Source organism: Neobacillus niacini (assembly GCF_000759675.1).
Lineage (GTDB): Bacteria > Bacillota > Bacilli > Bacillales > Cytobacillaceae > Neobacillus > Neobacillus niacini_A.
In genome coordinates this window covers 63,053-86,461 of sequence record NZ_BAWM01000114.1, presented here as the reverse complement: position 1 = coordinate 86,461, position 23,409 = coordinate 63,053, and the positions used below count along the sequence as shown (strand labels likewise).

At 37.7% G+C, this 23,409-nt stretch carries 21 protein-coding genes and 2 tRNA genes; 20 read left to right on the top strand and 3 right to left on the bottom strand.

Annotated features, from left to right (window positions below; all coding sequences use genetic code 11):
• Positions 1-3: 3 nt before the first annotated feature.
• Complete coding sequence (locus TR08_RS24555) at positions 4-552, top strand: cob(I)yrinic acid a,c-diamide adenosyltransferase (protein ID WP_045522723.1); 549 nt, start codon at positions 4-6, stop codon at positions 550-552.
• Positions 553-573: 21 nt separating this feature from the next.
• Positions 574-1,398 (top strand): cobalamin-binding protein, encoded by an 825-nt coding sequence (locus TR08_RS24550; protein ID WP_045522720.1) that lies wholly within the window; start codon positions 574-576, stop codon positions 1,396-1,398.
• Positions 1,399-1,635: 237 nt separating this feature from the next.
• Here TR08_RS24550 and TR08_RS24545 read toward each other — a convergent pair whose 3' ends face one another.
• Entirely contained in the window at positions 1,636-2,007 is a 372-nt protein-coding gene (locus TR08_RS24545) for a VOC family protein (protein WP_045522717.1), read from the bottom strand.
• Between the two features lie 208 nt (positions 2,008-2,215).
• Between TR08_RS24545 and TR08_RS24540 the strand changes: the two genes are divergently transcribed.
• From TR08_RS24540 to ppdK, 9 genes are all read left to right on the top strand, one after another.
• Entirely contained in the window at positions 2,216-2,923 is a 708-nt protein-coding gene (locus tag TR08_RS24540; RefSeq protein WP_045522716.1) for a DNA alkylation repair protein, read from the top strand.
• An 86-nt stretch (positions 2,924-3,009) separates the two neighbouring features.
• Positions 3,010-3,366, top strand: coding sequence for a YolD-like family protein (locus TR08_RS24535; protein ID WP_370576403.1), 357 nt, complete (start codon positions 3,010-3,012; stop codon positions 3,364-3,366).
• Between the two features lie 146 nt (positions 3,367-3,512).
• Positions 3,513-3,635 carry an FbpB family small basic protein gene (locus TR08_RS31480; RefSeq protein ID WP_152597518.1) on the top strand — a complete coding sequence of 41 codons (123 nt, stop codon included), beginning with the start codon at positions 3,513-3,515 and terminating at the stop codon, positions 3,633-3,635.
• A gap of 136 nt (positions 3,636-3,771) precedes the next feature.
• On the top strand, positions 3,772-4,047 hold the full coding sequence (locus tag TR08_RS24530) for a DUF1450 domain-containing protein (protein WP_045522714.1): 276 nt from the start codon (positions 3,772-3,774) through the stop codon (positions 4,045-4,047).
• Between the two features lie 60 nt (positions 4,048-4,107).
• Positions 4,108-4,181: transfer RNA gene (locus TR08_RS24525), tRNA-Gly, on the top strand.
• Between the two features lie 12 nt (positions 4,182-4,193).
• A tRNA-Ile gene (locus TR08_RS24520) sits at positions 4,194-4,267 on the top strand.
• A 292-nt stretch (positions 4,268-4,559) separates the two neighbouring features.
• Entirely contained in the window at positions 4,560-5,201 is a 642-nt protein-coding gene (locus TR08_RS24515) for a helix-turn-helix transcriptional regulator (protein WP_193747844.1), read from the top strand.
• Between the two features lie 6 nt (positions 5,202-5,207).
• Positions 5,208-6,035 (top strand): pyruvate, water dikinase regulatory protein, encoded by an 828-nt coding sequence (locus TR08_RS24510; RefSeq protein WP_238579238.1) that lies wholly within the window; start codon positions 5,208-5,210, stop codon positions 6,033-6,035.
• Between the two features lie 2 nt (positions 6,036-6,037).
• Entirely contained in the window at positions 6,038-8,707 is a 2,670-nt protein-coding gene (gene ppdK, locus TR08_RS24505) for a pyruvate, phosphate dikinase (protein WP_045522713.1), read from the top strand.
• A 116-nt stretch (positions 8,708-8,823) separates the two neighbouring features.
• On the opposite strand, the gene TR08_RS24500 is transcribed toward ppdK, so the two are convergent.
• The gene (locus TR08_RS24500; protein WP_045522712.1) at positions 8,824-10,239 is read right to left on the bottom strand and encodes a PQQ-dependent sugar dehydrogenase; all 1,416 of its coding nucleotides are present in this window, start codon (positions 10,237-10,239) and stop codon (positions 8,824-8,826) included.
• 191 nt (positions 10,240-10,430) lie between these two features.
• Between TR08_RS24500 and TR08_RS24495 the strand changes: the two genes are divergently transcribed.
• The 3 genes from TR08_RS24495 to TR08_RS24485 all read left to right on the top strand — a co-directional run bounded on the left by TR08_RS24495 (position 10,431) and on the right by TR08_RS24485 (position 14,439).
• Entirely contained in the window at positions 10,431-10,622 is a 192-nt protein-coding gene (locus TR08_RS24495) for a YbxH family protein (protein ID WP_045522830.1), read from the top strand.
• Positions 10,623-10,695: 73 nt separating this feature from the next.
• Positions 10,696-13,272: a helicase-related protein gene (locus tag TR08_RS24490; RefSeq protein WP_045522711.1), complete on the top strand. Its 2,577-nt coding sequence runs from the start codon at positions 10,696-10,698 to the stop codon at positions 13,270-13,272.
• A gap of 123 nt (positions 13,273-13,395) precedes the next feature.
• Positions 13,396-14,439 (top strand): ATP synthase subunit B, encoded by a 1,044-nt coding sequence (locus TR08_RS24485; protein WP_045522710.1) that lies wholly within the window; start codon positions 13,396-13,398, stop codon positions 14,437-14,439.
• A gap of 310 nt (positions 14,440-14,749) precedes the next feature.
• Here the strand turns inward: TR08_RS24485 and TR08_RS24480 are convergent, their stop codons facing one another.
• On the bottom strand, positions 14,750-15,769 hold the full coding sequence (locus TR08_RS24480; protein ID WP_045522828.1) for a YeiH family protein: 1,020 nt from the start codon (positions 15,767-15,769) through the stop codon (positions 14,750-14,752).
• A 139-nt stretch (positions 15,770-15,908) separates the two neighbouring features.
• Here TR08_RS24480 and TR08_RS24475 point away from each other — a divergent pair, with 139 nt between their 5' ends.
• From TR08_RS24475 to TR08_RS24450, 6 genes are all read left to right on the top strand, one after another.
• Complete coding sequence (locus tag TR08_RS24475; RefSeq protein WP_045522708.1) at positions 15,909-16,796, top strand: LysR family transcriptional regulator; 888 nt, start codon at positions 15,909-15,911, stop codon at positions 16,794-16,796.
• Between the two features lie 261 nt (positions 16,797-17,057).
• Positions 17,058-18,572, top strand: a complete 1,515-nt coding sequence (locus TR08_RS24470; protein WP_045522706.1) for a long-chain-fatty-acid--CoA ligase — start codon at positions 17,058-17,060, stop codon at positions 18,570-18,572.
• A 33-nt stretch (positions 18,573-18,605) separates the two neighbouring features.
• Positions 18,606-19,661, top strand: coding sequence for a TauD/TfdA family dioxygenase (locus tag TR08_RS24465; protein ID WP_045522704.1), 1,056 nt, complete (start codon positions 18,606-18,608; stop codon positions 19,659-19,661).
• 94 nt (positions 19,662-19,755) lie between these two features.
• A complete protein-coding gene (locus TR08_RS24460) occupies positions 19,756-21,057 on the top strand; it encodes an MFS transporter (protein WP_152597521.1) in 1,302 nt (433 codons plus the stop codon).
• A gap of 159 nt (positions 21,058-21,216) precedes the next feature.
• Positions 21,217-22,215, top strand: a complete 999-nt coding sequence (locus TR08_RS24455; RefSeq protein WP_045522702.1) for a TauD/TfdA family dioxygenase — start codon at positions 21,217-21,219, stop codon at positions 22,213-22,215.
• 181 nt (positions 22,216-22,396) lie between these two features.
• A complete protein-coding gene (locus tag TR08_RS24450) occupies positions 22,397-23,341 on the top strand; it encodes an alpha/beta hydrolase (RefSeq protein ID WP_052427623.1) in 945 nt (314 codons plus the stop codon).
• Positions 23,342-23,409 lie beyond the last annotated feature (68 nt).

Below are 23,409 nucleotides of genomic sequence, written 5' to 3'. Positions count from 1 at the left end.
GATATGAGTCAACACATAAATCGAAAGGGCTTAACACTTGTTTATACAGGGCATGGAAAAGGTAAAACAACATCCTCTTTAGGGCTAGCTCTTCGAGGAATTGGCAGGGGATTTAAAGTGAAAATCTATCAGTTCATCAAATCACCTGAGCGTACATATGGTGAACAAATTGCCCTGAAAAAGCTAGGTGTAGATATGGTTCAACTGGGAATTGGGTTCACATGGACCAAAACACCAGAGGAACATAGAGAAGCCTTAAAAATAGGATGGCCAAAAGCAAAGGAAGCGGTTATGAGTGGAGAGTACGATTTAGTTATTTTAGATGAACTCAATAATGCATTAGCCATTAATAAGTTTCCAATTGATGATGTTTTGCCTCTAAACGAAGTGATAGAATTAATCAAAAATAAACCTTCCCATGTTCATCTGGTGATTACAGGAAGAGATGCCAAGCAAGAAATTAAAGACATAGCTGATCTTGTTTCAGTAATTGAACCGGAAAAACATTATTACAATGAAGGCGTCCCAGCTGTAAAGGGAATAGAATTTTAGAATCAAGGAGGGGGTTTATATATGAGATTAATATCCATATGTCCAAGTAATACAGAATTAGTAGCTTACTTAGGGTTAACTTCTTCATTGGTAGGAGTGGATAACTACTCGGATTGGCCGGAGGATATTCAATCATTGCCAAGATTAGGTTCGGATTTGGATATTGATATGGACAAAGTTGAAGAATTACAACCTGACTTAGTATTAGCCTCGCTTTCTGTACCTGGAATGGAACGAAATATTGAAGAGTTAAAGAAACGAAACATACCGTATGTCATTGTCCCTAATCCTAAGACATTAACAGAAGTAGGAGAAAGTATATTATTCGTTGGAGAAGTTACGAATACTTCTGACAAAGCGAACCAATTATTTAAGAAATACAATCATATACTCGAAAAATATCAATCTTTATGTAAACAAATTGAAAAGCCAATATCCCTTTATTGGGAATGGTGGGCTAAACCAATTTTTACTCCTGGAGCAACCAATTGGTTAACCGAAATAAGTAAACTTGCAGGAGGAAAAAACATATTTGAAGATATGGCTCTAGCAAGCGTTCAAATGGATTGGGAAGAGATCGTAGAAAGAAATCCCGATGTTATTTGCGTAATTTGGGTGGGGGTACACAAAGAAAAAGTTAATCCAAAGGTTATCCTAAAACGCCCTGGGGCGGAAAATATGGATGCCATTAACAACAATCAATTGTATATATTAGATGAACCATTATTTTGTAGACCGTCACCTAGATTATTACTCGGTTTAAATAAGATCGCGAGTATCCTTCACCCTAAAATTTACCCGCCATTTAACGAAAATAAAGATCCTCTATTAGAGGATGTTGAATAATAAATGATTTAATTATAAACAATTGCTTGATCAACATAAAAAACAAGAGCTAATTTCAGAAAAAGCGTATGGGATACTCAATGCTAACGTTACGTACTTTGTTAAGAAGTGGAACTAAGTAAATCAGAAAGAAGACTGTTTCAAAAGTTCGCTATTAAAGCGACTTTTGAACAGTCTTCCATTTTTTAGTTTAGATCTTAGTGATGTATGTATTTCCTTATATCGTTATTCCTGTTTTCATCTGTGTTGATCGACAAGAATTTGATTACCATCTGGATCTTCAATTATAAAGTGTGCTGGTCCTTCAGTGGTTTCATCTGCTTTAGAGAGCATGTTTATTCCTTTTTCTTTCAACTGCTTTTGAAGTTCTCGAATGTCTGTAAAAGATTCAAGATTTTCGGCATTTTCATTCCAGCCTGGATTAAAAGTCAAGATGTTCTTTTCAAACATTCCTTGGAATAGCCCAATGATACAATTTTCATTTTTCATAATAAGCCAATTTTGGGTAATGTCCCCTCCGAAGGCTTGAAATCCTAGGTTTTCGTAAAATGATTTTGATACATGAATGTCTTTGACATTTAAACTTACTGAAAATGCACCTAGTTTCAAATCTATTACCACCTTTTCATTAATAATTAAAAATTCAGATAAACTTTACATATGCTAGTATAATTCAGTACATAAAAATACACAATGTTATAGGGAAACTAAAGGAATATTTCTGGAAAAGAGGACTCTGAATATCAATCGACGAATAGTAATAAAAGTTAATAATGCAGAAGCATAAATGATAGATTTTTGCGAGAGGATGACTAGTGTGACTTTTGAAGAAATTATGCAAAAGCTTCAGGAATTAGGTTCTGATCAAACGAAGCAAATTTATATGAATCACGGGGTAAAGGAACCTTATTTTGGTGTGAAAATTGGGGATATGAAGAAGCTTGTTAAGTTCGTGAAGAAGGATCATGAATTAGCATTAAAATTATATGAATCAGGTAATCACGACGCGATGTATTTGGCAGGTCTTTCAGTAAATCCAAAGTTAATTTCAAAAGAAACCTTACAAGATTGGGCTCAGAAAGCCTACTGGTATATGGCAGCGGAATACACAGTTGCCGGGGTAACAGCCGAAAGCGATTATGCTATTGAATTGGCGAGAGAGTGGATGAAATCAGAGGAAGAAATGATTGCGGTTTGTGGCTGGAGTACATATTCTAATTATTTATCCATAACCCCTGACGAAAAGTTGGATTTAGCTGAAATCAGTGCTTTGTTGAACCGAGTGAAAAATAGCATTCATGAAGAACGTAACCGTGTACGATATGTGATGAATGGTTTTGTTATTTCTGTAGGCGCCTATGTTACCGAACTAAGTGAGGAAGCAAAACATGTAGCTGATTATATTGGAAAGGTGCAAGTAGACGTAGGGAATACGGCTTGTAAGGTACCTCTTGCAACAGAATATATTAAGAAAATAGAAATAAAGAATAGAGTAGGTATGAAGCGGAAGACTTGTATATGTTAATATTTTTTAAACGGGTGCGTTTTTCTAAAGGGAAAACGCACCTTTTTTTTATATACATACAGAACATTTGTTTGTGTATAATAATTATGAAGGAGATGACATTTATGGCAATACGCGATAGGGGGAAACTAAAATGGCGGCCAGCGTCTTTTATTCCCGAAGGTTTTGCTATGACTCGCGCCATGTTTAAAGATCAAGAAAGGCAGGAAAAGCCAATACTTGACGAGTATCAGAGAGAGGAGTTTGACCAACGAATTGGCTATGCGATGGAGTTTAACTTGCCGGTGGAGCTTACAATCTGGACCGATGGCTTTACAGAGGTGATAACAGGTAATATCCATTACATCGATCCAATTCAACACCATTTACGTGTTGAGATTAAACCGGGTGTATTTCAGCACGTGGACCTAGATAATGTCATCAGAGTTGTGGTTGTTGAGTAATCCAAAAAAGAGGATAACCCACTTTAGGGTAGTCCTCGCTCCTTTTCTATAAAAATTTCAATAAAGTTCAAAAAATTGTAATATTTATGACGTTTTTAACCTTTCTAAGTTATGTATAATGAAAATATAGAAAGGTGGAGAGACAAGTGAGAAAACGAAATGTGAGCTTTAAGAAATTAGTGAATGAAAATAAGCAGGAATTAAAAAGTGATTTAAAAGCGATGGAGAGAATTGAGGCGAAAATCGATAACAAACATTCAAAAAGTTAATAATTTCATATATAGGAATTAAAAAAGAGCAACCCTTAATGGAAATGGTTGCTCTTTATCATGTTTATTGGGAGAATTTTTGAGTTAAAATTGATATACTTAATGTAAGATGACAGGCTGTGGAGATGTTCAACGAATGAATTTTATGACAAAACTTTTTACAAAAGAAAAAAAATTAAAAATTGATTTTTGTGAAAAAAACCTAGATCGTTTTCTAACTGAAAACTTACAAAATGATTATAGTAACTTCTTGAGTAAAAAAAACGTCGAATATAAAGAGTATAATTGCCAAAGTAGATGTGAGGATTGCAAAAAATCTCCTTATGCTATGGTAAACGGAGAATTTATTGCAGCCGGAGATTCGGCACAATTATTGAATAAGCTAAAACAGCTTGAGGGAGATAAAAAGTAGTTTACAAGTCATTGATAGGATGTTATAATATTTCGTGTATTATTTATAGGGCTTTGATTTGCGGGTGTAGTTTAGTGGTAAAACCACAGCCTTCCAAGCTGTTGTTGTGGGTTCGATTCCCATCACCCGCTCCAATTAATCTAAATGGGCCTATAGCTCAGCTGGTTAGAGCGCACGCCTGATAAGCGTGAGGTCGATGGTTCGAGTCCATTTAGGCCCACTTCATAATTATTGATACAAAAACCGAACTTTAAAAAAGTTCGGTTTTTTTGCGTTTTGGTGGAAAAGAAATGCAAAAGCCGTAATGGAGAAGTTGCCCAAACTGTCAAAAATAGCAGAATTCTATCATCTACGATAGGATTTTTTTTGTAGAGTTAAATAAATTGTTAAAAATATGTTGAACAAATTGTTTCACATATTACATGAATGTGATATACTATATACAAATAAGTATAGCACATTTATATTTTTTCTAAAAAATATAACATAATTAAATTGAAAAGGGGGTCAATGTGATTAAACTGACGAAACGCCAAGACGAAATTCTTAAGATTGTGAAGGAAAGCGGCCCCATTACCGGACAGCAAATTGCTGAAAAGCTTTCCCTAACAAGGGCTGCGTTAAGACCAGACTTAGCAATCTTAACGATGGCAGGTAATTTGGACGCCAGACCTCGTGTAGGTTATTTTTTCAATCATAACTATGAGGTCAAGCAACAGGCAGAAAAGTTCATTCATCAGAAGGTTGCGGATTATAAAGCGCACCCGATTGTAGTTGAAAAATCCACTTCTGTGTATGATGCGATTGTTCAATTATTTTTAGAAGATGTCGGGACGCTTTATGCTGTAGACAGTGACGGCTATTTAGCTGGTGTTATCTCGAGAAAAGATTTACTAAGAACAGCCATTGGTAATAAAGACTTACAAGAATTGCCCTGCAGCGTCATTATGACCAGAATGCCAAACATTATCACGATCACACTTGAAGAAACATTGTTAGAAGCTGCTAAAAAGATGATTACGAATCACATTGACTCCTTACCTGTAGTGAAAGAAATCAATCCGGGAGACCATACATATTTACTTGTCGGTCGGATTACGAAAACAACCATCACACGAGCGTATTTAGAAATTATGGAGCAAAATTCGGTATAAAGGGGAGTGGCAGCGATTTTAGTAGAGAAGGAAGTTGTCTATGTGGTTTCAGACTCCGTTGGGGAAACGGCAGAGTTTGTTGTAAAAGCTGTAGCAACACAATTTAACGGAGGAAATGTGGAGATTCGTCGCAATTCCTATGTGGATGATCTTGAAGATATTGAAGATGTTCTTATTCTAGCGAAAAAAGGAAAATCAATTATTGCCTATACGATTGTCATTCCAGTATTAAAGGAATATTTAGATCGCCGTGCAGCAGAAGAAAACATTATGGCAGTGGATTTGCTTAGTCCATTGATGAATGCTTTCACCACTAGTTTTAATAAGACACCTCATCATCAACCAGGCTTAATGAGAAAACTAGATGAAGAGTATTTTAGAAAAATAGAAGCCATCGAATTTGCCGTTAAATATGATGATGGTCGCGATCCTCGGGGAATTCTCAAGGCAGATATTGTCTTAATCGGTGTTTCAAGGACATCAAAGACACCATTATCGATGTATTTAGCTCATAAGCGATTTAAGGTTGCCAATGTACCGTTAGTTCCAGAGGTTCCAGCACCAGAGGAATTGTTCGAGATACCGAGAAAGAATTGTATCGGATTAATTATTTCTCCAAATAAATTAAACGAAATTCGAGTTGAAAGGCTAAAAGCTTTAGGGTTAGGCTCTAAAGCAAGTTACGCAAGCTTCGAAAGAATTCTTGATGAATTGGATTATGCTGAAAAAATCATGAAGAGAGTAGGCTGTCCAATTATCAATGTTTCAAATAAAGCAATTGAAGAAACAGCTGGATTAATATTAGAAGTGTTGAAAAAAGAGAGGAGCTTATAATAATGGAAAAATTCGTTTACTTGTTTCATGAAGGAAATGGAAATATGAAGGAAACGCTTGGAGGAAAAGGTGCAAACCTTGCGGAAATGACCAATATTGGCTTACCTGTTCCTTATGGTTTTACCATTTCGACGCAAGCATGTAATGCCTATTATGATGCAGGAAAAACTATTACAACACTCGTTGAAAGTCAAGTATTGGGAGCACTCCGCACTCTGGAAGATAAAATGGGAAAAAAACTAGGTGATGCGGAAAATCCGTTACTTGTTTCTGTCCGTTCAGGTTCCGTATTTTCGATGCCAGGGATGATGGACACGGTCTTAAACCTTGGAATGAATGACGAAACGGTTGTTGGAATGGGAAAATTAACGAATAATCCTCGTTTTGCCTATGATTCTTACCGTCGTTTTATTCAAATGTTTAGTAATGTTGTCCTTGATATTAATACCTATTATTTTGAACAATTATTAGAAGAAACAAGAGAGCATAAAGGCTATAGTGCTGACCCAGAAATGACTGCTGAAGATTGGAAAGAAGTCATTGAAGGATACAAGGGAATCGTTAAGAAGCATACACGAAAAGAATTTCCACAGGATCCGAAGGAACAGCTATTTCTTGCCATTAATGCGGTATTTGATTCCTGGAATAATCAACGTGCGATCGTCTACCGCCGCTTGAATAAAATACCTGATCACCTTGGAACAGCTGTTAATATTCAAAGTATGGTGTTCGGAAACATGGGCAATGATTCTGGTACAGGTGTTGCTTTTACTCGAAATCCTTCTACTGGTGAACATGTACTTTACGGTGAGTATCTAATCAATGCACAAGGTGAAGATGTGGTTGCTGGAATCCGTACACCACAGCCAATTCAAACCTTAAAGGATGAAATGCCAACTGTTTACAAGCAATTTGCTGACACATGCAAACGTCTTGAGCAGCATTATCAAGAAATGCAGGACATTGAATTTACAGTGGAACGTGGTCAATTGTTTATTCTTCAGACGCGTAATGGTAAGCGGACTGCCCAAGCTGCAATTCGAATTGCTGTAGAGATGGTCGAGGAAGGAATCATCGATAAAAAGACTGCCTTACTTCGTGTCGATCCAGACCAATTAAATCAGCTTCTTCATCGTCGTATTGATGATAAATATGAGCGTACGTTATTGGCAAAAGGTCTTCCAGCTTCACCAGGTGCGGCAACTGGTCAAGTCGTATTTGATGCAGACGAAGCGGAGGAATTAGGAAATGCTGGTAAAAAAGTGATTCTCGTTCGTCCAGAAACAACACCTGATGATATTCACGGGATTGTTGCAGCTCAAGCAATCGTAACGAGTCGCGGTGGTATGACAAGTCATGCTGCAGTTGTTGCACGTGGTATGGGTAAAGCATGTATTTGCGGTTGCGACGCACTAAAAATTGATGTAAAAGCAAAACAATTTACCGTTGACGAGAAGGTTATCAACTATGGTGATGTGATCACCATTGATGGTTCAACAGGTGAAATCATGCTAGGAGAAATTCCAATGATTGAACCACAACTTTCCGATGAGTTCCAGCTTTTACTTGCTTGGGCTGACCAAGAAAGAAAGATTGGGGTTCGTGCGAATGCTGATAATCCAGAAGATGCACAAAAAGCTTTTGAATTCGGTGCCGGTGGAATTGGATTGTGCCGTACTGAACACATGTTTATGGATTTAAAACGGATCCCTATTGTTCAAAAAATGATCCTCGCTGAGCAATATAGCGAGCGTAAGGAAGCACTTGATGAGCTACTCCCAATGCAGCAAAGTGATTTTGAAGGAATCTTTGAAGCAATGCAAGGATTTCCAGTAACGATTCGCCTATTAGATCCACCATTACATGAATTCTTACCAGATAAGGAAGAGTTATTAGTAGAAGTGACGAAGCTGCAAATTTTGGATCCTTCTTCACCTGAACTGAAAAAGAAAGAATTACTGTTGAAAAAGGTCCGCCAATTAGATGAATTCAACCCAATGCTCGGTCACCGCGGCTGCCGTCTAGGTATGGTTTATCCTGAAATTTATGAGATGCAAGCAAAAGCTATTTTCTATGCTGCAGCTAAGCTTGCCGACAAAGGAATGGAAGTTCAGCCTGAAATCATGATTCCACTTGTTGGTCATGTCAATGAGTTGAAACAAATGCGCCAGCTTGTGATTGATTCAGCCGAAAAAGTTCAAGAAGAAACAGGGAAGAATTTTGAGTATACGATTGGAACAATGATTGAGATTCCACGTGCTGCGCTTACCGCTGACCAGATTGCTGAAGAAGCCGATTTCTTCTCTTTTGGTACAAACGATTTAACACAAACAACATTCGGTTACAGCCGTGATGATGCAGAAGGAAAATTCCTTCAGAACTATATCGAAAATAAGGTACTAGCTGAAAATCCTTTTGCTGTGCTTGATCAAGATGGTGTTGGTAGATTAGTAGAAATGGGTGTTCGCCTTGGCCGTGAAGCAAAACCAACGTTAAAAACGGGTATTTGTGGTGAACATGGTGGAGAGAAAACGTCGATTGATTTCTGCTACAATACTGGACTTGATTATGTAAGCTGTTCACCTTACCGTGTGCCACTAGCAAGATTAGCAGCTGCACAAGCAACGATTCGTCATGAATCAAATAAAAAAGAAGTTTACACAACAGCCTAATTCTTTAGAGGTTGAAAACCAGGCTGCCAGAATTGGTAGCATTAACAAACAAGGGAGCATGACTGCTCTCTTGTTTGTTATTTATTTCGATTCAATTAAATCCAAGCAAGAGAGAATCATGGAACAATTTCAAAAACAGTACCCTGGCTAAGATCAGTCACTTTCATAGAGCCATTAACCCCTAAATATAGTCTAGTTTGATCCAGATTCGTTCCTAAACTAACATAATAAGCTGATTGAGACCCAAAATAATAATCAGTTTCAATAACACTAAAATCATTTAGTTTACAATCTGTTCGTACCCTGCTATAAGCTAAAACCCCTCTAATCGGAGGTTGAGATTCTTCTTTCCGAGCAAGATCGGTAAACACAATGCTTCCCGTTAAATCGGGGATTCCCTTCCCCATAAAGGCTTGCACTCCTGTAAGTGCAGTTCCTCCAAATTTATCGGGTCGGGGATCTTTATGAAAATAACTAGCTAAAGGCTGAAGACGCCTAACTGAAGTTATTACTGCTTCATTGTAATAAGCAATTGTTTTCTCATCTAAAGTCGGATTTGCAGAGCAGCCCCTTATAATTGAAGTAGGAAAAGCACCTTCCCACCCTCGCCAGCCAAAGTTAATAAATCCTTCTTGGTCAAGTTCTGATTTCATTAATGAAGCTTGAATAAGCTGAGTAACCGGTATTGGTTTATAATGAACGAATGAAAAAATCGACTCTACCAAATCTTGTCCGACATTTCCCACATATTTGATATACTGATTATAAAACCTTTGAAATGAAATGCCTGATATATTGCGAACCCCTTTGGCCATTACCGTAAGGGTTTCCTGAATAGGTACGGGAAGTTCATTAAAACGTGTGACTACGGGTGGATTATTGATAAATGTATTCTTAACTACATCGATTTCAATTATTTTACCAGCGATTTCCATATCATCCTGGCTTAAATTAAATGGATCATAGCCTGATCCACCATCTCCGGTTGTTAAAACAAGTTTTCCTGTTTCAGGTGAGAAGTTTAAGCTATTGAAACCATTATGATTTGAAAAGGGTCTTCTTAAGTTAAGTAATGTCCGTCGTTTTTTAGGTTGACCATCCGATTGTAAAATCCATTCTTCCACTGTATCAATATGATCGTATTGAGTTTCTCTATTAACCCACCTTAGGTTTAAAGTTCTGGGGTCACATGGGTCAGGTTTAAAAGGATCAGGTTGAGCACCTGGACCTTGTGTTCCAGCTACTGAATAATGAAGATAAAACAGACCATTATTATAAAATTCGGGATGAAACGCTAGCCCTAGCAATCCCCGTTCATCATAACCACCACTAGAAGCACCTAGTTTTATGATCCGCGGACGAATATCTAAAAAATTCCTAATAACTCCGTTTCCTATAAAAAAGATCTCTCCTACCTGGGTTGCAATAAATAATCTTTCCATTGAGTCACCCGGTAGTATAGCTGTTTTTAATACAGTGGGTAAATTTATCCTACTTACAATGGGCCGTAAACGAACCTTAACTTTTATCACCTAACTTTCCACTCCTCCTAATTGTTTTCTCATATGAGAATATGATTAGAACGGTTTTATTAGTACCAAATTGGGGACGGGGATCAGACAAGGCAAAGGCACAACTTTTACTTAGGTTCCGTTCGCTTTTTTGGGAGATTAATGAATGGATTATAGTAAATACTAAAAAAAAACAAAAAAGGGGTTTCATAATGGGAGCTATTGAACGAAACGGATTTCGGTTTGTACCGGAATATAGTGTCAGCCACCAAAATGGGGCGATTCATGTCTATAACAAGGATCGATTAATTGAAGAAATCAAATTTGAATTTTCAGGTGATTTTCCTGAACTCGATCAGATCGAGGATTTAGTCGATCAATACTGCAATAAACGTGATATATAGAAACCGAATATTTGTTCGGTTTCTTGTTTTTTGATATACTTAAATTGCCAATAATTGATAAGGAGGGAAAAAGTTGAGTAAATTAACCGCCATTTACCCTCAAGCCGTTGAACATACGAAGAATAAAGTCATCGAAGATATGAACTACTATTTAGAGTCAAAAGAAAGTCCACCTTCTTTTACTCAATATTTAAATGACCGCGGGCACTATCTTGAGCAAATTTGGATCAATGTCTGGTTAAATAAGGTCACGAATGATGTACCGAAAAATGAGAAAAAAGAGTTTTTACGTGAAAAAGGGTTTGAGGTACAAGGAGTGGACCGCAAGCTTATTAATAAACTCTTTCGGGATGAAATGAGAGAGTATCAGCCCTTTAAAGTATTGGAGTGGACTAAAGAAACTTTTGCAGGTAAAGAAGAGGAATGGGAACAAAGATATCAGCAGGCAAAGGCTGATTTTATAAAAAGGCAAGAAATGAACCGTTTGGCTGAAGTGCGATACACAATCTCAGAAAAAATAGAAGAGATTGCCGCTGAAATGCTTGAGAACGGCTATGCAGAGTTTTATATATATGTCCGTCATTTTACAGCCAAACAATTGGATGCAGATATCAAGAACAATGTGAAATTTCAAAATGTCGATACCTTTGCTCTGGAAGAAAAATTAGTCGATGAGGGCCATTTTAACCCCGATTCATACACGACGGTGGCAAAGTTTTTCGAGGAGTTGACAGGCGATATTCATAAGACGGTTCATTGGGGCAGGAGTTTGTATGAATATCAAACCTATTTTTTTGTCTATGCAAGCTTGATTTCAGACTACCTCTCAGAGCTGATTCCGCAAAAGATACTGGAAAAACTTCCGCTCGAGTTAAAGGAGCAATTCCAAGAAACCTTTGGTGAAAAACTGTCCACCTCTTTCATTAAGGGCAGTATGACGGATCTTTTTTATGAAGTGGAAGACTATTTTATTGAAGATATTCAAAAGGAATACCTTTCTGACTTACTGAAAATTGCTGAACTTCCATTTAACCTTACAGTCCATCAGCAAATTTTTGAAAAGGACTTCACTGAAAGAGAACGAAAAAAAGCGGTGGAAGAGGCAGAATTACAACGTAAAAGAGAAAAAGAAGAAAAGATGATGGAGGATATATTCGGTCAGGAGTATAATCCATCGTTAGGCCGAAGGGTTCGTTATGTACTTCATATCGGTGAAACCAATACGGGAAAAACACACCATGCTCTTGAGCAAATGAAGGAAGCAAACAGCGGATTATATCTAGCTCCACTTAGGCTATTAGCACTGGAGGTTTATGATAAGTTAAATGCTGAAGGAACACCATGCTCGTTAAAAACAGGCGAAGAAGAAAAAATCGTTAAAGGCGCAAACCATTTTTCCTGCACGGTGGAAATGTTTCATGAAAAAGAAAGCTATGATGTCGTCGTCATTGATGAAGCACAGATGATTACCGATAAGGACCGTGGCTTTTCTTGGTATAAAGCGATAACAAAAGCAAATGCACATGAGGTACATATTATCGGGAGCAGGAACTCAAAACCGATGCTTTTGCAGCTGTTAGGAGAATCGAATATTATCATCCACGAGTACAGCAGAGATACTCCGCTTGAAGTGGAATCAAAGGAATTTCATATTAAGCAAGTAAAAAAAGGGGATGCCCTCATTTGTTTTTCAAGGAGGCGCGTGCTTGAAACAGCTTCTAGACTCCAAAGTGACGGCCATTCTGTCAGCATGATTTACGGCAGCATGCCGCCTGAAACGAGGAAGAAGCAAATTGAGCAATTTAACAGTGGTAAAACAAAGGTGATTGTGGCTACCGATGCAATTGGAATGGGCTTGAATTTACCAATTCGACGGATTGTGTTTTTAGAAAATGAAAAATTTGATGGTACAAGAAGGCGGTTGTTAACCTCTCAGGAAGTGAAACAAATTGCCGGACGCGCAGGTCGTAAAGGGATCTATGAAGTGGGAAAGGTTGCCTTCACAAAAGACATTAGGATGATGAAGAAATTGCTTATTCAAGAGGATGAGCCTGTTCATACGTTTGCGATTGCTCCAACCAACTCGGTGTTTGAGCGATTCCAACGGTATTATCGCGATTTAGGAACATTCTTCGAGCTATGGGGGAAATTTAATAGCCCTTCTGGAACGAAGAAAGCATCATTAGCTGAGGAGCGGTCACTATACAACCTGATTGCCGGAACGGAAATTGAAGCGCGATTACCTTTAATGGACCTATATGGGTTTTTGCATCTCCCTTTTTCAAAAAATGAACCGACATTAACAAGACAATGGGAAGATACGATGTATGCGATTATCCAGGGAACTCCTCTTCCGGAACCGCCATTTAAGGAGCGAAGTTTAGAAGATCTCGAGTTAGCTTATAAAGCCCTCGGCTTGCATTTGCTCTTTTTATATCGATTAGGGGAACGAACGGAGGCGATTTATTGGGAGCGGCTTCGTGAGGAAATGAGTGACAAGGTTCAGGACAAATTAAAGACAGATATTAAAAAGTTCGTAAAAAAATGCAAAAACTGTGGAAAAAACCTTCCTTGGGATCACTCATTTCCAACCTGTGATGCCTGCCATAATACTAAATATAGAAGAACTCGATATGGAGAGGATTTTTAACGGTATGATTTTTCAATCATACCGTTTTTTACGTTTGTGAGAAAATTAATTACGTTTTAGAGTAATTCGCTGTTGCTTTTTAGAGTAAAATAAATTACTATTTAAAGTAAGGAGGTGGAAATAATGGAAAATATAAGATTAAATGTTCCATTATTACGGAGGAGGGTGCCAAACCTTACTAGTGCGGCACGGGAAGTTGGCTTACGACCGGCTACCGTTTCGAATTTATGTACTGGGAAAATTCCAGTTGGACGCTCTGAAGTTCGTACAATCGTAGCTTTAGCAGAATTAGCACAATGTAGTCTAGATGAATTGATTTTAAGAGGGGAGAATGTAGAGATGATTGAAACAAAAATTAAAACATTAGATTTGTTTGCACCAATCGTTAAGGGAGGAACCGTTGGGCTTGTTGCTCGACCAGGGATGGGTCAGTTGGTTGTATTAGCTGAGTTATTTTATCGTTTTAAGAGAGAGGGATATGCTACGGTCTTATTAAAACCAGAAAACGATCATCCTGAGCTTGAAGAGATCCTCGAAGATACTGAAATTGTTGCCGAAACGATTGAAAAGGCTTTCGCTGAAATGTCCGTTGTCGGAAAAAATAAAGAGATTATTTTCGTTGCTGACCGTTCACATGTATTAACAGGGGAAATCTACGAACTTCAGGAAAAATTACAGGATGTCGATATCAAGTCCGTTACAACCTTTTTACTAGATTTAAAGGGAGCTTCGGTGGATGAGGACCTTCCATATGGACCACTTGAAACATTATGGCAGTTTGATATGGACTTAGCAGCAAGACATCGTTACCCAGCGGTAAACCCAATCTACTCTACATCTTCCGTGCTGGAAGGCGCACACCTAGACCAAAACCATCTTTCTATCCAACAAAAAGCCCAAAAGCTATTACGCCGCTACCGTGAATTACGTTCGTTAGTAAATGTAAAAGGAATTAGCGGTATACCTGCTTCTGAAATCGAGACGTTTCATCGAGGAGAACGATTGGAAGCGTATTTGACACAACCGTTTTATGTCGCTGAAGACTTTACTGGTATTAAAGGAGCAGAGGTAAATCTAAAGGATACATTAAATGACGTAAAGAAAATTTTAGACGGGGGCGTCGATTCAAGGGATATCGCATCTATGAATTTCATCGGTACGATTTAATGGGTCTTTAAATATATTTAGAAACAAAAGGTTTAACAAAGATAGCAAAGGAATTTATTGATGACTTTTATAAAAACCTAAATAAAACTAAAAAAAGCAACCCAGTTAAATATTCAAGCTAAATCGTCTCAGCTTGTAAACTGATATACACTTGGATGTATAAATCTAATTATTGTATTTAAAAATAAATAAAACAGCTGGAGTACTTGATGCTAATCCAGAACTCAGGCTGTTTTATTTTCTTATTTGTTGAGGGAAACTTCCATTAATTGGGACTTTGTTTTTGAATGATATGATAAGATTTTTAAGTTTAAATACTATAATAAGTTAATATAGTTAAAAGCAAAGATGTAATGATAATGGCAATAAGCGGACGTATTGCTTTGGTACGTAATTCTTTTAAGCTAATATTTAATCCTAAGCCGGTCATAGACATCGTTAAAATAAATGATGTCAAAGTTGCAATATCAGACATAATTGAATTTGAAACTAAAACCTGATGACCCATGATATAGGTCCCCACAAAGCTCATGACGATAAAACCAATTAAAAACCAAGGAAATTCGAATTTAGCTTCTCCCTCCATTTTTCCATTCTTTTTCATCCAAAGCATTAGGATAAAACAAAGCGGAATTAATAGAAATACTCTTGAAAGTTTAGCGAGTAATGCGTGAGCAAGAGCATCCTGTCCTGCTGGAACGGCCGCTAATGCAACATGACCTATTTCATGAAGGCTAATTCCAACCCAAGTTCCGTAGTCTATAGAACTAATAGGCAATAAAGGAAATAATAACGTATAGATAATTGAAAAAACCGTGCCTACTAATGCTATGATGCCGACCCCCATAGCCGTATCTTCATCTTTTGCTTTAATTATGGGTGATACGGCTGCGATGGCAGCTGCACCGCAAATACCAGTGCCAACACTGAGTAAAAAAGAAAGATTTAAATCCGCTTTAAGTAATTTTGCAATGAACATAAGAACAACAATCGAAAAAATAATTGTTACGGCTCCTTTAAGCAATAGTGGAAAGCCCTCGTGAAATATTACGATCATGTTAAGCTTTAATCCGTAAAGTATGATGGCAAATCTTAAAAGTTTTTTTGATGAAAATTGAATACCTGTACGGAACCCTTCCGGATATCCAAATACCTGTCGATAAATAACAGCAAGTAAAATTGCACAGGCAAGTGGTCCAATGCGATTTAAACCAGGTATTGCTGCCAAAAAAAAGCCAGATAGGGCTATGATAAAGGTAAAACCTATTCCAAATACCAAAGATACATTTAGCTTATTTTTAGCTTTTTTTTCATTATTAGGACTGGTCAATATTAATGCTTTTTGTTCCAATGATTTTCATCCCCTCGATTGCTTTATTTATTATTATCGTAACGAAAGATTTACAATAAGGAAAATAAATGATTATTATAGTTATAATAAGTAAAAACGATACAAAGAAGGTGAAGGTATGGATCAATTATTATCTGTATTTATTTCTGTAGCTGATAAAAGAAACTTTTCCAGAGCTGCTGAAGAGCTTCATATGACGCAGCCTGCCGTTAGCCAGCAAATTCAACTATTAGAAAAATATATTGGCGCAAAACTGCTTTTGCGAACAAACAAAAGTGTGAGGCTCACGAAAGCAGGTGAAATTGTCTATTTACATGCAAAAGAAATAACAGGTTTATATAAACGAATGTCAATGTTAGTCGATGAATTAAATAACGAGCCAAAAGGACTATTAAAAATAGGTGCCAGTTATACTTTTGGTGAATATGTCTTACCACATATACTTGCAAAACTGAAGAACCTATTCCCGAATATCGTTCCTTCGGTTCAGATTGGAAACACAAGAGATATTGCCAAAGCAATCCTAAGTCATGAGATTGATGTAGGGATAGTTGAAGGGGAAATATCTCACACAAACATATATACTAAAACAGTTTCCACAGACCAAATGTATATCATGGCAGGAGGTAAATATCCAATTTATTATAATGAGGAAGTTACACGAAGACAGGTAGAACAAGAGAATTGGATTGTCCGTGAAGAAGGCTCTGGAACAAGAGATGCAACGGAAAAATTATTTCAATCATTGCAAATACGTCCTACTAGGTTAATGGAGTTCGGCAGCACACAATTAATTAAAGAGGCAGTCGAAGCGGGGCTAGGTATTAGTTATTTATCAGAACTTACTGTTAAAAAAGAAAGACTGCTTGGTACTATTCAATTATTAAATGTTAAAGGAACACCAATAAAGAGAAATTTTTCTGTTATTACAGAATCTCCGGAATTGCATACGAAATCTATGAACTTATTTATTGAGTTAATAGAAAATTATCTAAAGAATCAATAATAGCAAAAATGTAAAAGTCAAAGCCTTCTTTGAATTGGGCTTTGTCTTTTTATTTAAAAGTGGATGTAGGGATTATGGAAGCAGGGCGCCTGTTATGATGAACTATAATCTGAATATTAGTAATACTTACATACAAATTAAAATCTTTAATTTTATTTAATTATTACTTATGAGTATACTTAATGTAGTAATATTTAAAATATTCACAATAGTAAGCGTATAAAACGCTTCTAAGTGAGGAGAAGGGGTGGAAATCATTTGATGAGTAATAATTTATACGAAAATCTGAAAAAAAGCGCTAGTAATTTCCCAGATAGTATCGCTTATATCTATCGAGATAAAAGTGTTACTTATAGGGAACTAATTCAGCAGGTGGATCAATTGGCTTCAGGATTGTCTGCCCAAGGAATAGGGAAGGGAGATGGAGTGGCTCTTTTATTAGGAAATAGCCCTGAATTTCTCATTGCGTACCACGGTATTTTACGACTAGGTGCATTTGTTGTACCGATTAATCCTTTGTTTACCCAAGGGGAAATCAGCTACATATTAGATAATAGTCAAGCCAAAGCGGTCATTGCTCACGTATCCGTAGAGCCGAAGTTAACAGAAGTAAAGAAGCAATTGAAAAATCTAAAGTTAGTCATTTATACCGATGCCGAGAATCAGGAATGGGCATGGGAACATCTCATGGCAACAAGCATAAATGTTAATGGAAGCCCTTTCATTGATCAAGAAGAGCTTGCAGTCATTCTGTATACGTCAGGTACTACCGGGAAACCAAAGGGTGCGATGTTATCACATCGGAATTTAGCATCGAATGCAGACTCTATTTCAAAATTACTTGAACTCGATGAAAATGACCGTGTAGTAGCTGTCCTGCCAATGTTTCATGTTTTCTGTATGACAGTTTGTTTGAATGCACCAATTGCTTGTGGAGCAACAGTCCTGATTCAGCCTATATTCAGCCCTGTCGATGTGGTCAGAACCATTCGAGAAAGAAAGGCAACCGTGTTTGCAGGAGTGCCTACGATGTACAGTTTTATCAATCATTTACCTGAAGCGACTACGGAGGACTTCCAATCTATTCGCATGTGTATCTCTGGAGGTGCCTCGATTCCAGTCGAGATGCTGCATAAATTTGAAAACAAGTTTAAAGTTTCTATCTTAGAAGGATATGGTCTTTCGGAAACAGCTCCTCTCGTTGCCATTAATCCATTAAAAGGAACTCGCAAACCAGGCTCAATCGGCCTGAATATTCCAGCTGTCCAAAGCAAAGTTGTAGATGAGTTCGGTAAAGAATTGCCGAGAGGTGAAGTCGGAGAGTTAGTTGTTCAAGGGCCAAATGTAATGAAGGGATATTTGGGGATGCCCGAAGCTACAGCAGCTGCTTTTAATGACGGGTGGTTTTACACCGGTGATCTCGCAACAACGGATGAAGAAGGATACATCTACATTGTTGACCGCAAGAAGGACATGATTATTGTGGGCGGTTATAATGTATATCCTCGTGAAGTGGAGGAAGTCCTTTATCAACATCCTGCCGTGGTAGAGGCGGCCGTGATTGGAGTGCTTGATGAAGAATACGGTGAAAGCGTAAAAGCATACGTCGTTGTTAAGGATGAGCAAATCACCTTGAATGACATTATTCAATTCTGTAAGGATAAGCTGGTGAAGTACAAGCTTCCTAAACAAATAGAATTTTTTAAAGAGCTGCCAAAGAACTCAACAGGGAAGATTTTGCGCAGAGAGTTAAGAGAATTGACTGAAGTAAAGTAAGAAAATAACCAAATTATTAAAGGGGGATTACTTATGTCAACCATTTTAAAGGAAAAAGTTAAAGGACCAGTAGCTTGGAAAGGCACTGACCTGGCCAAAGATGAATCATGGATTTATTATTTGTCCGAAAAAACGATTGCTTCACTTGAGAACGCTTTAGTTCATGTTAAACAAAAGGGTTTAAAAGCACCTAATTTTAACAAGGAGGATTTCCCGATTTCAGATCTCTTAGATGAAATTGATTACTTTGTTGAAGAACTGGAGAATGGGAGAGGGTTCCTATTAATTCGCGGATTACCAATTGAAAGGTATACAGATGAAGAAGCCAGCATCATTTACTGGGGTCTCGGCCTTCATATGGGAACTCCGGTATCGCAAAACGCTAATGGTGATCTTTTAGGGCATGTTAGGGATCAAGGTCTTAGCTTGGAAAATTCAAATGTACGCGGTTACCAAACGAAACTGCATCTTCCTTTTCACGCTGATGGATCTGACGTTGTTGGATTATTAAGCCTGCGAAAAGGGAAATCCGGAGGTTACAGCAGCATTATAAGCTCGATGGCTGTTTATAATGAAATTCTGGAGAAGAACCCCGAATATTTAGGAATTCTCTGTCGTCCATTCAACTTTGATCGTCGTGGAGAGGAAGCGCCAGGAGAATCTCCAGTATTTACATCACCAATCTTTAGTTACTATGATGGAAAATTGAGCTGCCGATATGTCCGTTTATTTATCGAATCAGCACAAGCGAAAACAGGTATCCAGCTGTCGAAAGTTGAAATTGAAGCATTAGACTTACTGGATTCCCTCCTTCACGATGAAAAATTACATTATAATATGATGCTGGAGCGAGGTGATATGCAATTCGTCAATAATTATACGGTTCTTCACTCACGTACTCAATATGAAGACTATGAAGAACTGGATCGAAAACGTCATTTATTAAGATTGTGGCTCACGATGCCAAATGGTCGGGAAATTTCCTCGGATTTCGCGATGTTTATTGATGAGAATACGGGAAAACCGGGTCGCGGCGGTGTACCTGCTCGTAATAAAACAGCTGGCGGTATTGTTGAAACCTTAAAGTAATTGTGCATCAGCAGCTTCGTTAAAACTAGTGGGAACACCTTTTCTCATTTCAGGAAAAGGTGTTCCTTATATAGGAAAAAGTGAGGATATATATATGTCAAGCACTCCAAAGTATTCTTGGATTATTTTATTATTTCTAGTTCTTTCCGGTATGATCAACCAAGTAGATAAAATTATCATTGGTTTTGTTTCCGTACCTTTAATGAAAGAGTTACATTTAAGTCCTTCGCAATGGGGAATTGTAGGAAGTTCATTCTTTTGGTTCTTTACCTTCTCCTCTTTCATTCTTGGAGGCATGGCCGATTCCAAAAACACGAAAAAAATGTTATCGTGGATTTCATTGATCTGGTTGATTGTTCAATTTACAACCCCTTTCGTTTCCAGTTTGTCTCTACTTGTGTTAACAAGAATGATTTTGGGAGCAGGTGAAGGTCCAGCTCCCGCCCTATCTACGGCAATCATAGGAAAATGGTTCCCGAAACATAGACACGGAATCGGCTTTGGTGCTGTTCTCTTAGGAACGACAGGGGGTTCAGCAATTGCATCGCCATTATTAATTTCCTTGATTGAACAATATGGATGGAGATCTGCGTTTATAGCCATGGGTATTCTTGGAATAATTGTGTTAGTTTTATGGCAGATTTTCGGTAAAGAAAGTCCAAAAGAAATGGGGCTGTCTGACATTCATCAAAAGGAGCAACAGTCGTCTAGCCTCACTAAGGTTTCATGGCGCCAGTTTTATCCGCATCTTTTCTCTAAAAATTTTATTTTGACCGTTTTGTGCGGTGGGTGTGCCTATTGGTTATTGTCTGTTCAAGCGGTATGGTTTCCAGCCTACTTTGTCAAAATTCAACAGTTTAATGGTCAAACATTAAAACTAGCCGTGTCTTTACCTTTTCTTTTTGCAGCTTTTTGCCAATTTGGATTTGCTTTGCTATCAGATCGGCTTTATCGTAAAACAGGAGATATTCGTAAAGCACGAATTAATCTTGCTGGTTTCATGATGATGTTATCCGCTATATGTATATATCTAGCAAATACCGTGAATTCAACGTCTATGTCCATAATATTCTTTACCCTAGCACCCGGTTTTGCATATGTCATACTTTCACTCGCACCCGCCATATTGATGGAGTTTTTTTCTCCTCAAAACATTGGAAAGGCACAAGGGGCGTTCATTGCTCTTGCAAGTACAACAAGTATTATTGCTCCACTCGTCTTTGGATATCTTATCCAAAATGCAGGGACTGAGGCAATAGGTTATGGTTATGCGTTTCAAGCCTCTTCTTTAGGGATGCTGATTATCGGACTATTATTTTGGATCGGTGTAGGTCCCGCAAAGCAAAGCCACAAAGTGACTGAGGCAAAGGAGCAAGTGAGTATTTTAAACAGGTAGTTTGTAAGATTCTTAGAATGTTAATAGTATTCAAACTTAAATATTGGTTATAGTAGTTATTTCATTTAATTAAAAAGTATAAGTATACTTTAATTAATAAATTCGCAATATTCAGATAAATAGCTGGTGAACAACCCAATTCATAAAGGAGGAATAATTATGGCAGAAATTTTGAAGGGAAAAATTCAAGGACGTTCAGCGTGGAAAGGTATTGAACTGGCTAAAGATGATTCATGGATTTATTATTTGTCCGACAAAACGATTGCTGCTCTTGAGAAGGCTGTATTACATGTTCAACAAAAGGGATTAAAAGCACCTGATTTTAAAAAGGAGGATTTTCCGATTCCTGATCTAGCTGACGAAATTACTTACTTTGTTGACGAGCTGGAGAATGGAAGAGGGTTTTTATTGATTCGTGGATTGCCAATGGATCAGTTTACTGACGAAGAAGCGAGCATTATTTACTGGGGTCTTGGACTTCACTTGGGACTACCAATAATCCAAAGCAAAACTGGGGAACTCTTAGGGCATATCAAAAACGTAGGAAAAGACTTTAATGATAATACAAAAGTACGTGGTTACCAAACGAATGTACATCTTGATTATCACACAGATCTCGCAGATGTGGTCGGATTACTATGTCTTCGCAAAGCGAAATCTGGCGGTTTAAGCAGTATCGCAAGTGCGATGTCTATCTATAATGAAATTCTGGAGAAGCACCCAGAGTACCTTGAAATTCTCTATCGTCCATTTGCCCATGATCTTCGCGGGGAAGAAGCACCAGGTCAATCTCCAGTAGTTCAAACACCGATCTTTAGCTATTACGATAGTAAATTAAGCTGCAGATATATTCGCCAATATGTCCAATCAGCACAAACGAAAACAGGTATTTCTTTGTCGAAAGAGGAAATCGAAGTATTTGATTTTATCGATTCCCTCACTCATGATAAAAACTTCCATATTGATATGATGATGGAACCTGGTGATATGCAATTCGTTAATAATTATTCCGTTTTTCATTCACGGACTCATTTTGAAGATTACGAAGAAGATGACAAGAAACGCCATTTACTAAGATTATGGCTCATGATGCCAAATGGCCGGAAAATTGCCCCAGATTTCGAGTTTTATATTGGAGGAGCACCTGTAACAAGATAAAAAACTGGTGGTAGTTATAATCACCATTATTTCTTATATCAAGTAGGATGGTGATTTTATTCAAACGAAATATGGTGAATAAAATCACCATATTATGTTTTTAAGTCCCTTATGGCCGGAATAAAAGGGTAGGATATAGCCGAGTTAATTTTAAAATTAATTGAAATGAGGATGATGTTCCTTGGTATATTTAGATCCGCAAGCAGAAAAATATTTACAAGCATTTAATCAGATGCCGCCTATTCATAAAATGGATCCAAAGACAGTAAGAGATATGCTATCAAAGGCACCGCGCCCTGCTGTAAAATTAGAACCACTTTCAAAAGTAGAGGATTTGATGCTTCCAGTAAGCCAGGATGAAGAAATCAAATGTCGGGTATACATTCCAGAAGGGCAAGGTCCCTTTCCCCTATTTATATACTACCATGGTGGGGGATGGGTTCTAGGAGACATTGAATCGACGGATGCATGCTGTCGAATGATCGCTAATAGAACGGAATGTATTGTTGTATCCGTAAACTATCGTCTTGCACCAGAGTATAAGTTTCCGACTGCAGTCGAAGACGCATATGCGGCTTTGGAATGGGTGTATGAAAAAGGTACTTCATTTAATGGAGATGTTTCAAGATTGGCAGTCGGAGGGGATAGCGTAGGTGGAAATCTAGCAACAGTAGTTACTATGATGGCGAGAGACAGAAAAGGTCCCGACATCACTGCTCAGGTCTTACTTTATCCTCCGACATACCTTGAGTGCAATACGGAATCCCATCAAACATTTGCAAAAGGATTTGGTTTGGATAGAGAACAGCTGATTTGGTTCCGTGATCATTATTTAAGGAATGAAGAGGACAGGTGTAATGAGTACGCTTCCCCCTTGGTCGCTGAAGATTTAAGTGGCCTCCCGCAAGCATTAGTAATCACAGCGGAAAATGATGTGCTTCGGGATGAAGGAAGGGCTTATGCTGATCGTCTGAAAAAATTTGGTGTGCAGGTTGAATATGCATGTGAACCCGGTATGGTACACGGCTTTTTTGCACACATGGCTATTTTCTCTGAGAACATTGAATCAACTGTTTCTAAGATCAACAAATTCTTACGTACAGTAAAATATTCGATAAAAATCTAAATGAAACGAGCCTCACAATTTAATGAGGCTCGTTTTTTAATATATTTTATTTTTCATAGACTATTAAT

What these genes read in the sequence shown, in the direction of transcription:
- TR08_RS24460 (WP_152597521.1), top strand. Translation starts at nt 19,756, where the DNA reads ATGTCAAGCACTCCAAAGTATTCTTGGATTATTTTATTATTTCTAGTT.
- TR08_RS24495 (WP_045522830.1), top strand. Translation starts at nt 10,431, where the DNA reads ATGGGAGCTATTGAACGAAACGGATTTCGGTTTGTACCGGAATATAGT.
- TR08_RS24470 (WP_045522706.1), top strand. Translation starts at nt 17,058, where the DNA reads ATGAGTAATAATTTATACGAAAATCTGAAAAAAAGCGCTAGTAATTTC.
- TR08_RS24535 (WP_370576403.1), top strand. Translation starts at nt 3,010, where the DNA reads ATGAAGGAGATGACATTTATGGCAATACGCGATAGGGGGAAACTAAAA.
- TR08_RS24475 (WP_045522708.1), top strand. Translation starts at nt 15,909, where the DNA reads ATGGATCAATTATTATCTGTATTTATTTCTGTAGCTGATAAAAGAAAC.
- TR08_RS24455 (WP_045522702.1), top strand. Translation starts at nt 21,217, where the DNA reads ATGGCAGAAATTTTGAAGGGAAAAATTCAAGGACGTTCAGCGTGGAAA.
- TR08_RS24555 (WP_045522723.1), top strand. Translation starts at nt 4, where the DNA reads ATGAGTCAACACATAAATCGAAAGGGCTTAACACTTGTTTATACAGGG.
- TR08_RS24465 (WP_045522704.1), top strand. Translation starts at nt 18,606, where the DNA reads ATGTCAACCATTTTAAAGGAAAAAGTTAAAGGACCAGTAGCTTGGAAA.
- TR08_RS24485 (WP_045522710.1), top strand. Translation starts at nt 13,396, where the DNA reads ATGGAAAATATAAGATTAAATGTTCCATTATTACGGAGGAGGGTGCCA.
- ppdK (WP_045522713.1), top strand. Translation starts at nt 6,038, where the DNA reads ATGGAAAAATTCGTTTACTTGTTTCATGAAGGAAATGGAAATATGAAG.
- TR08_RS24550 (WP_045522720.1), top strand. Translation starts at nt 574, where the DNA reads ATGAGATTAATATCCATATGTCCAAGTAATACAGAATTAGTAGCTTAC.
- TR08_RS24530 (WP_045522714.1), top strand. Translation starts at nt 3,772, where the DNA reads ATGAATTTTATGACAAAACTTTTTACAAAAGAAAAAAAATTAAAAATT.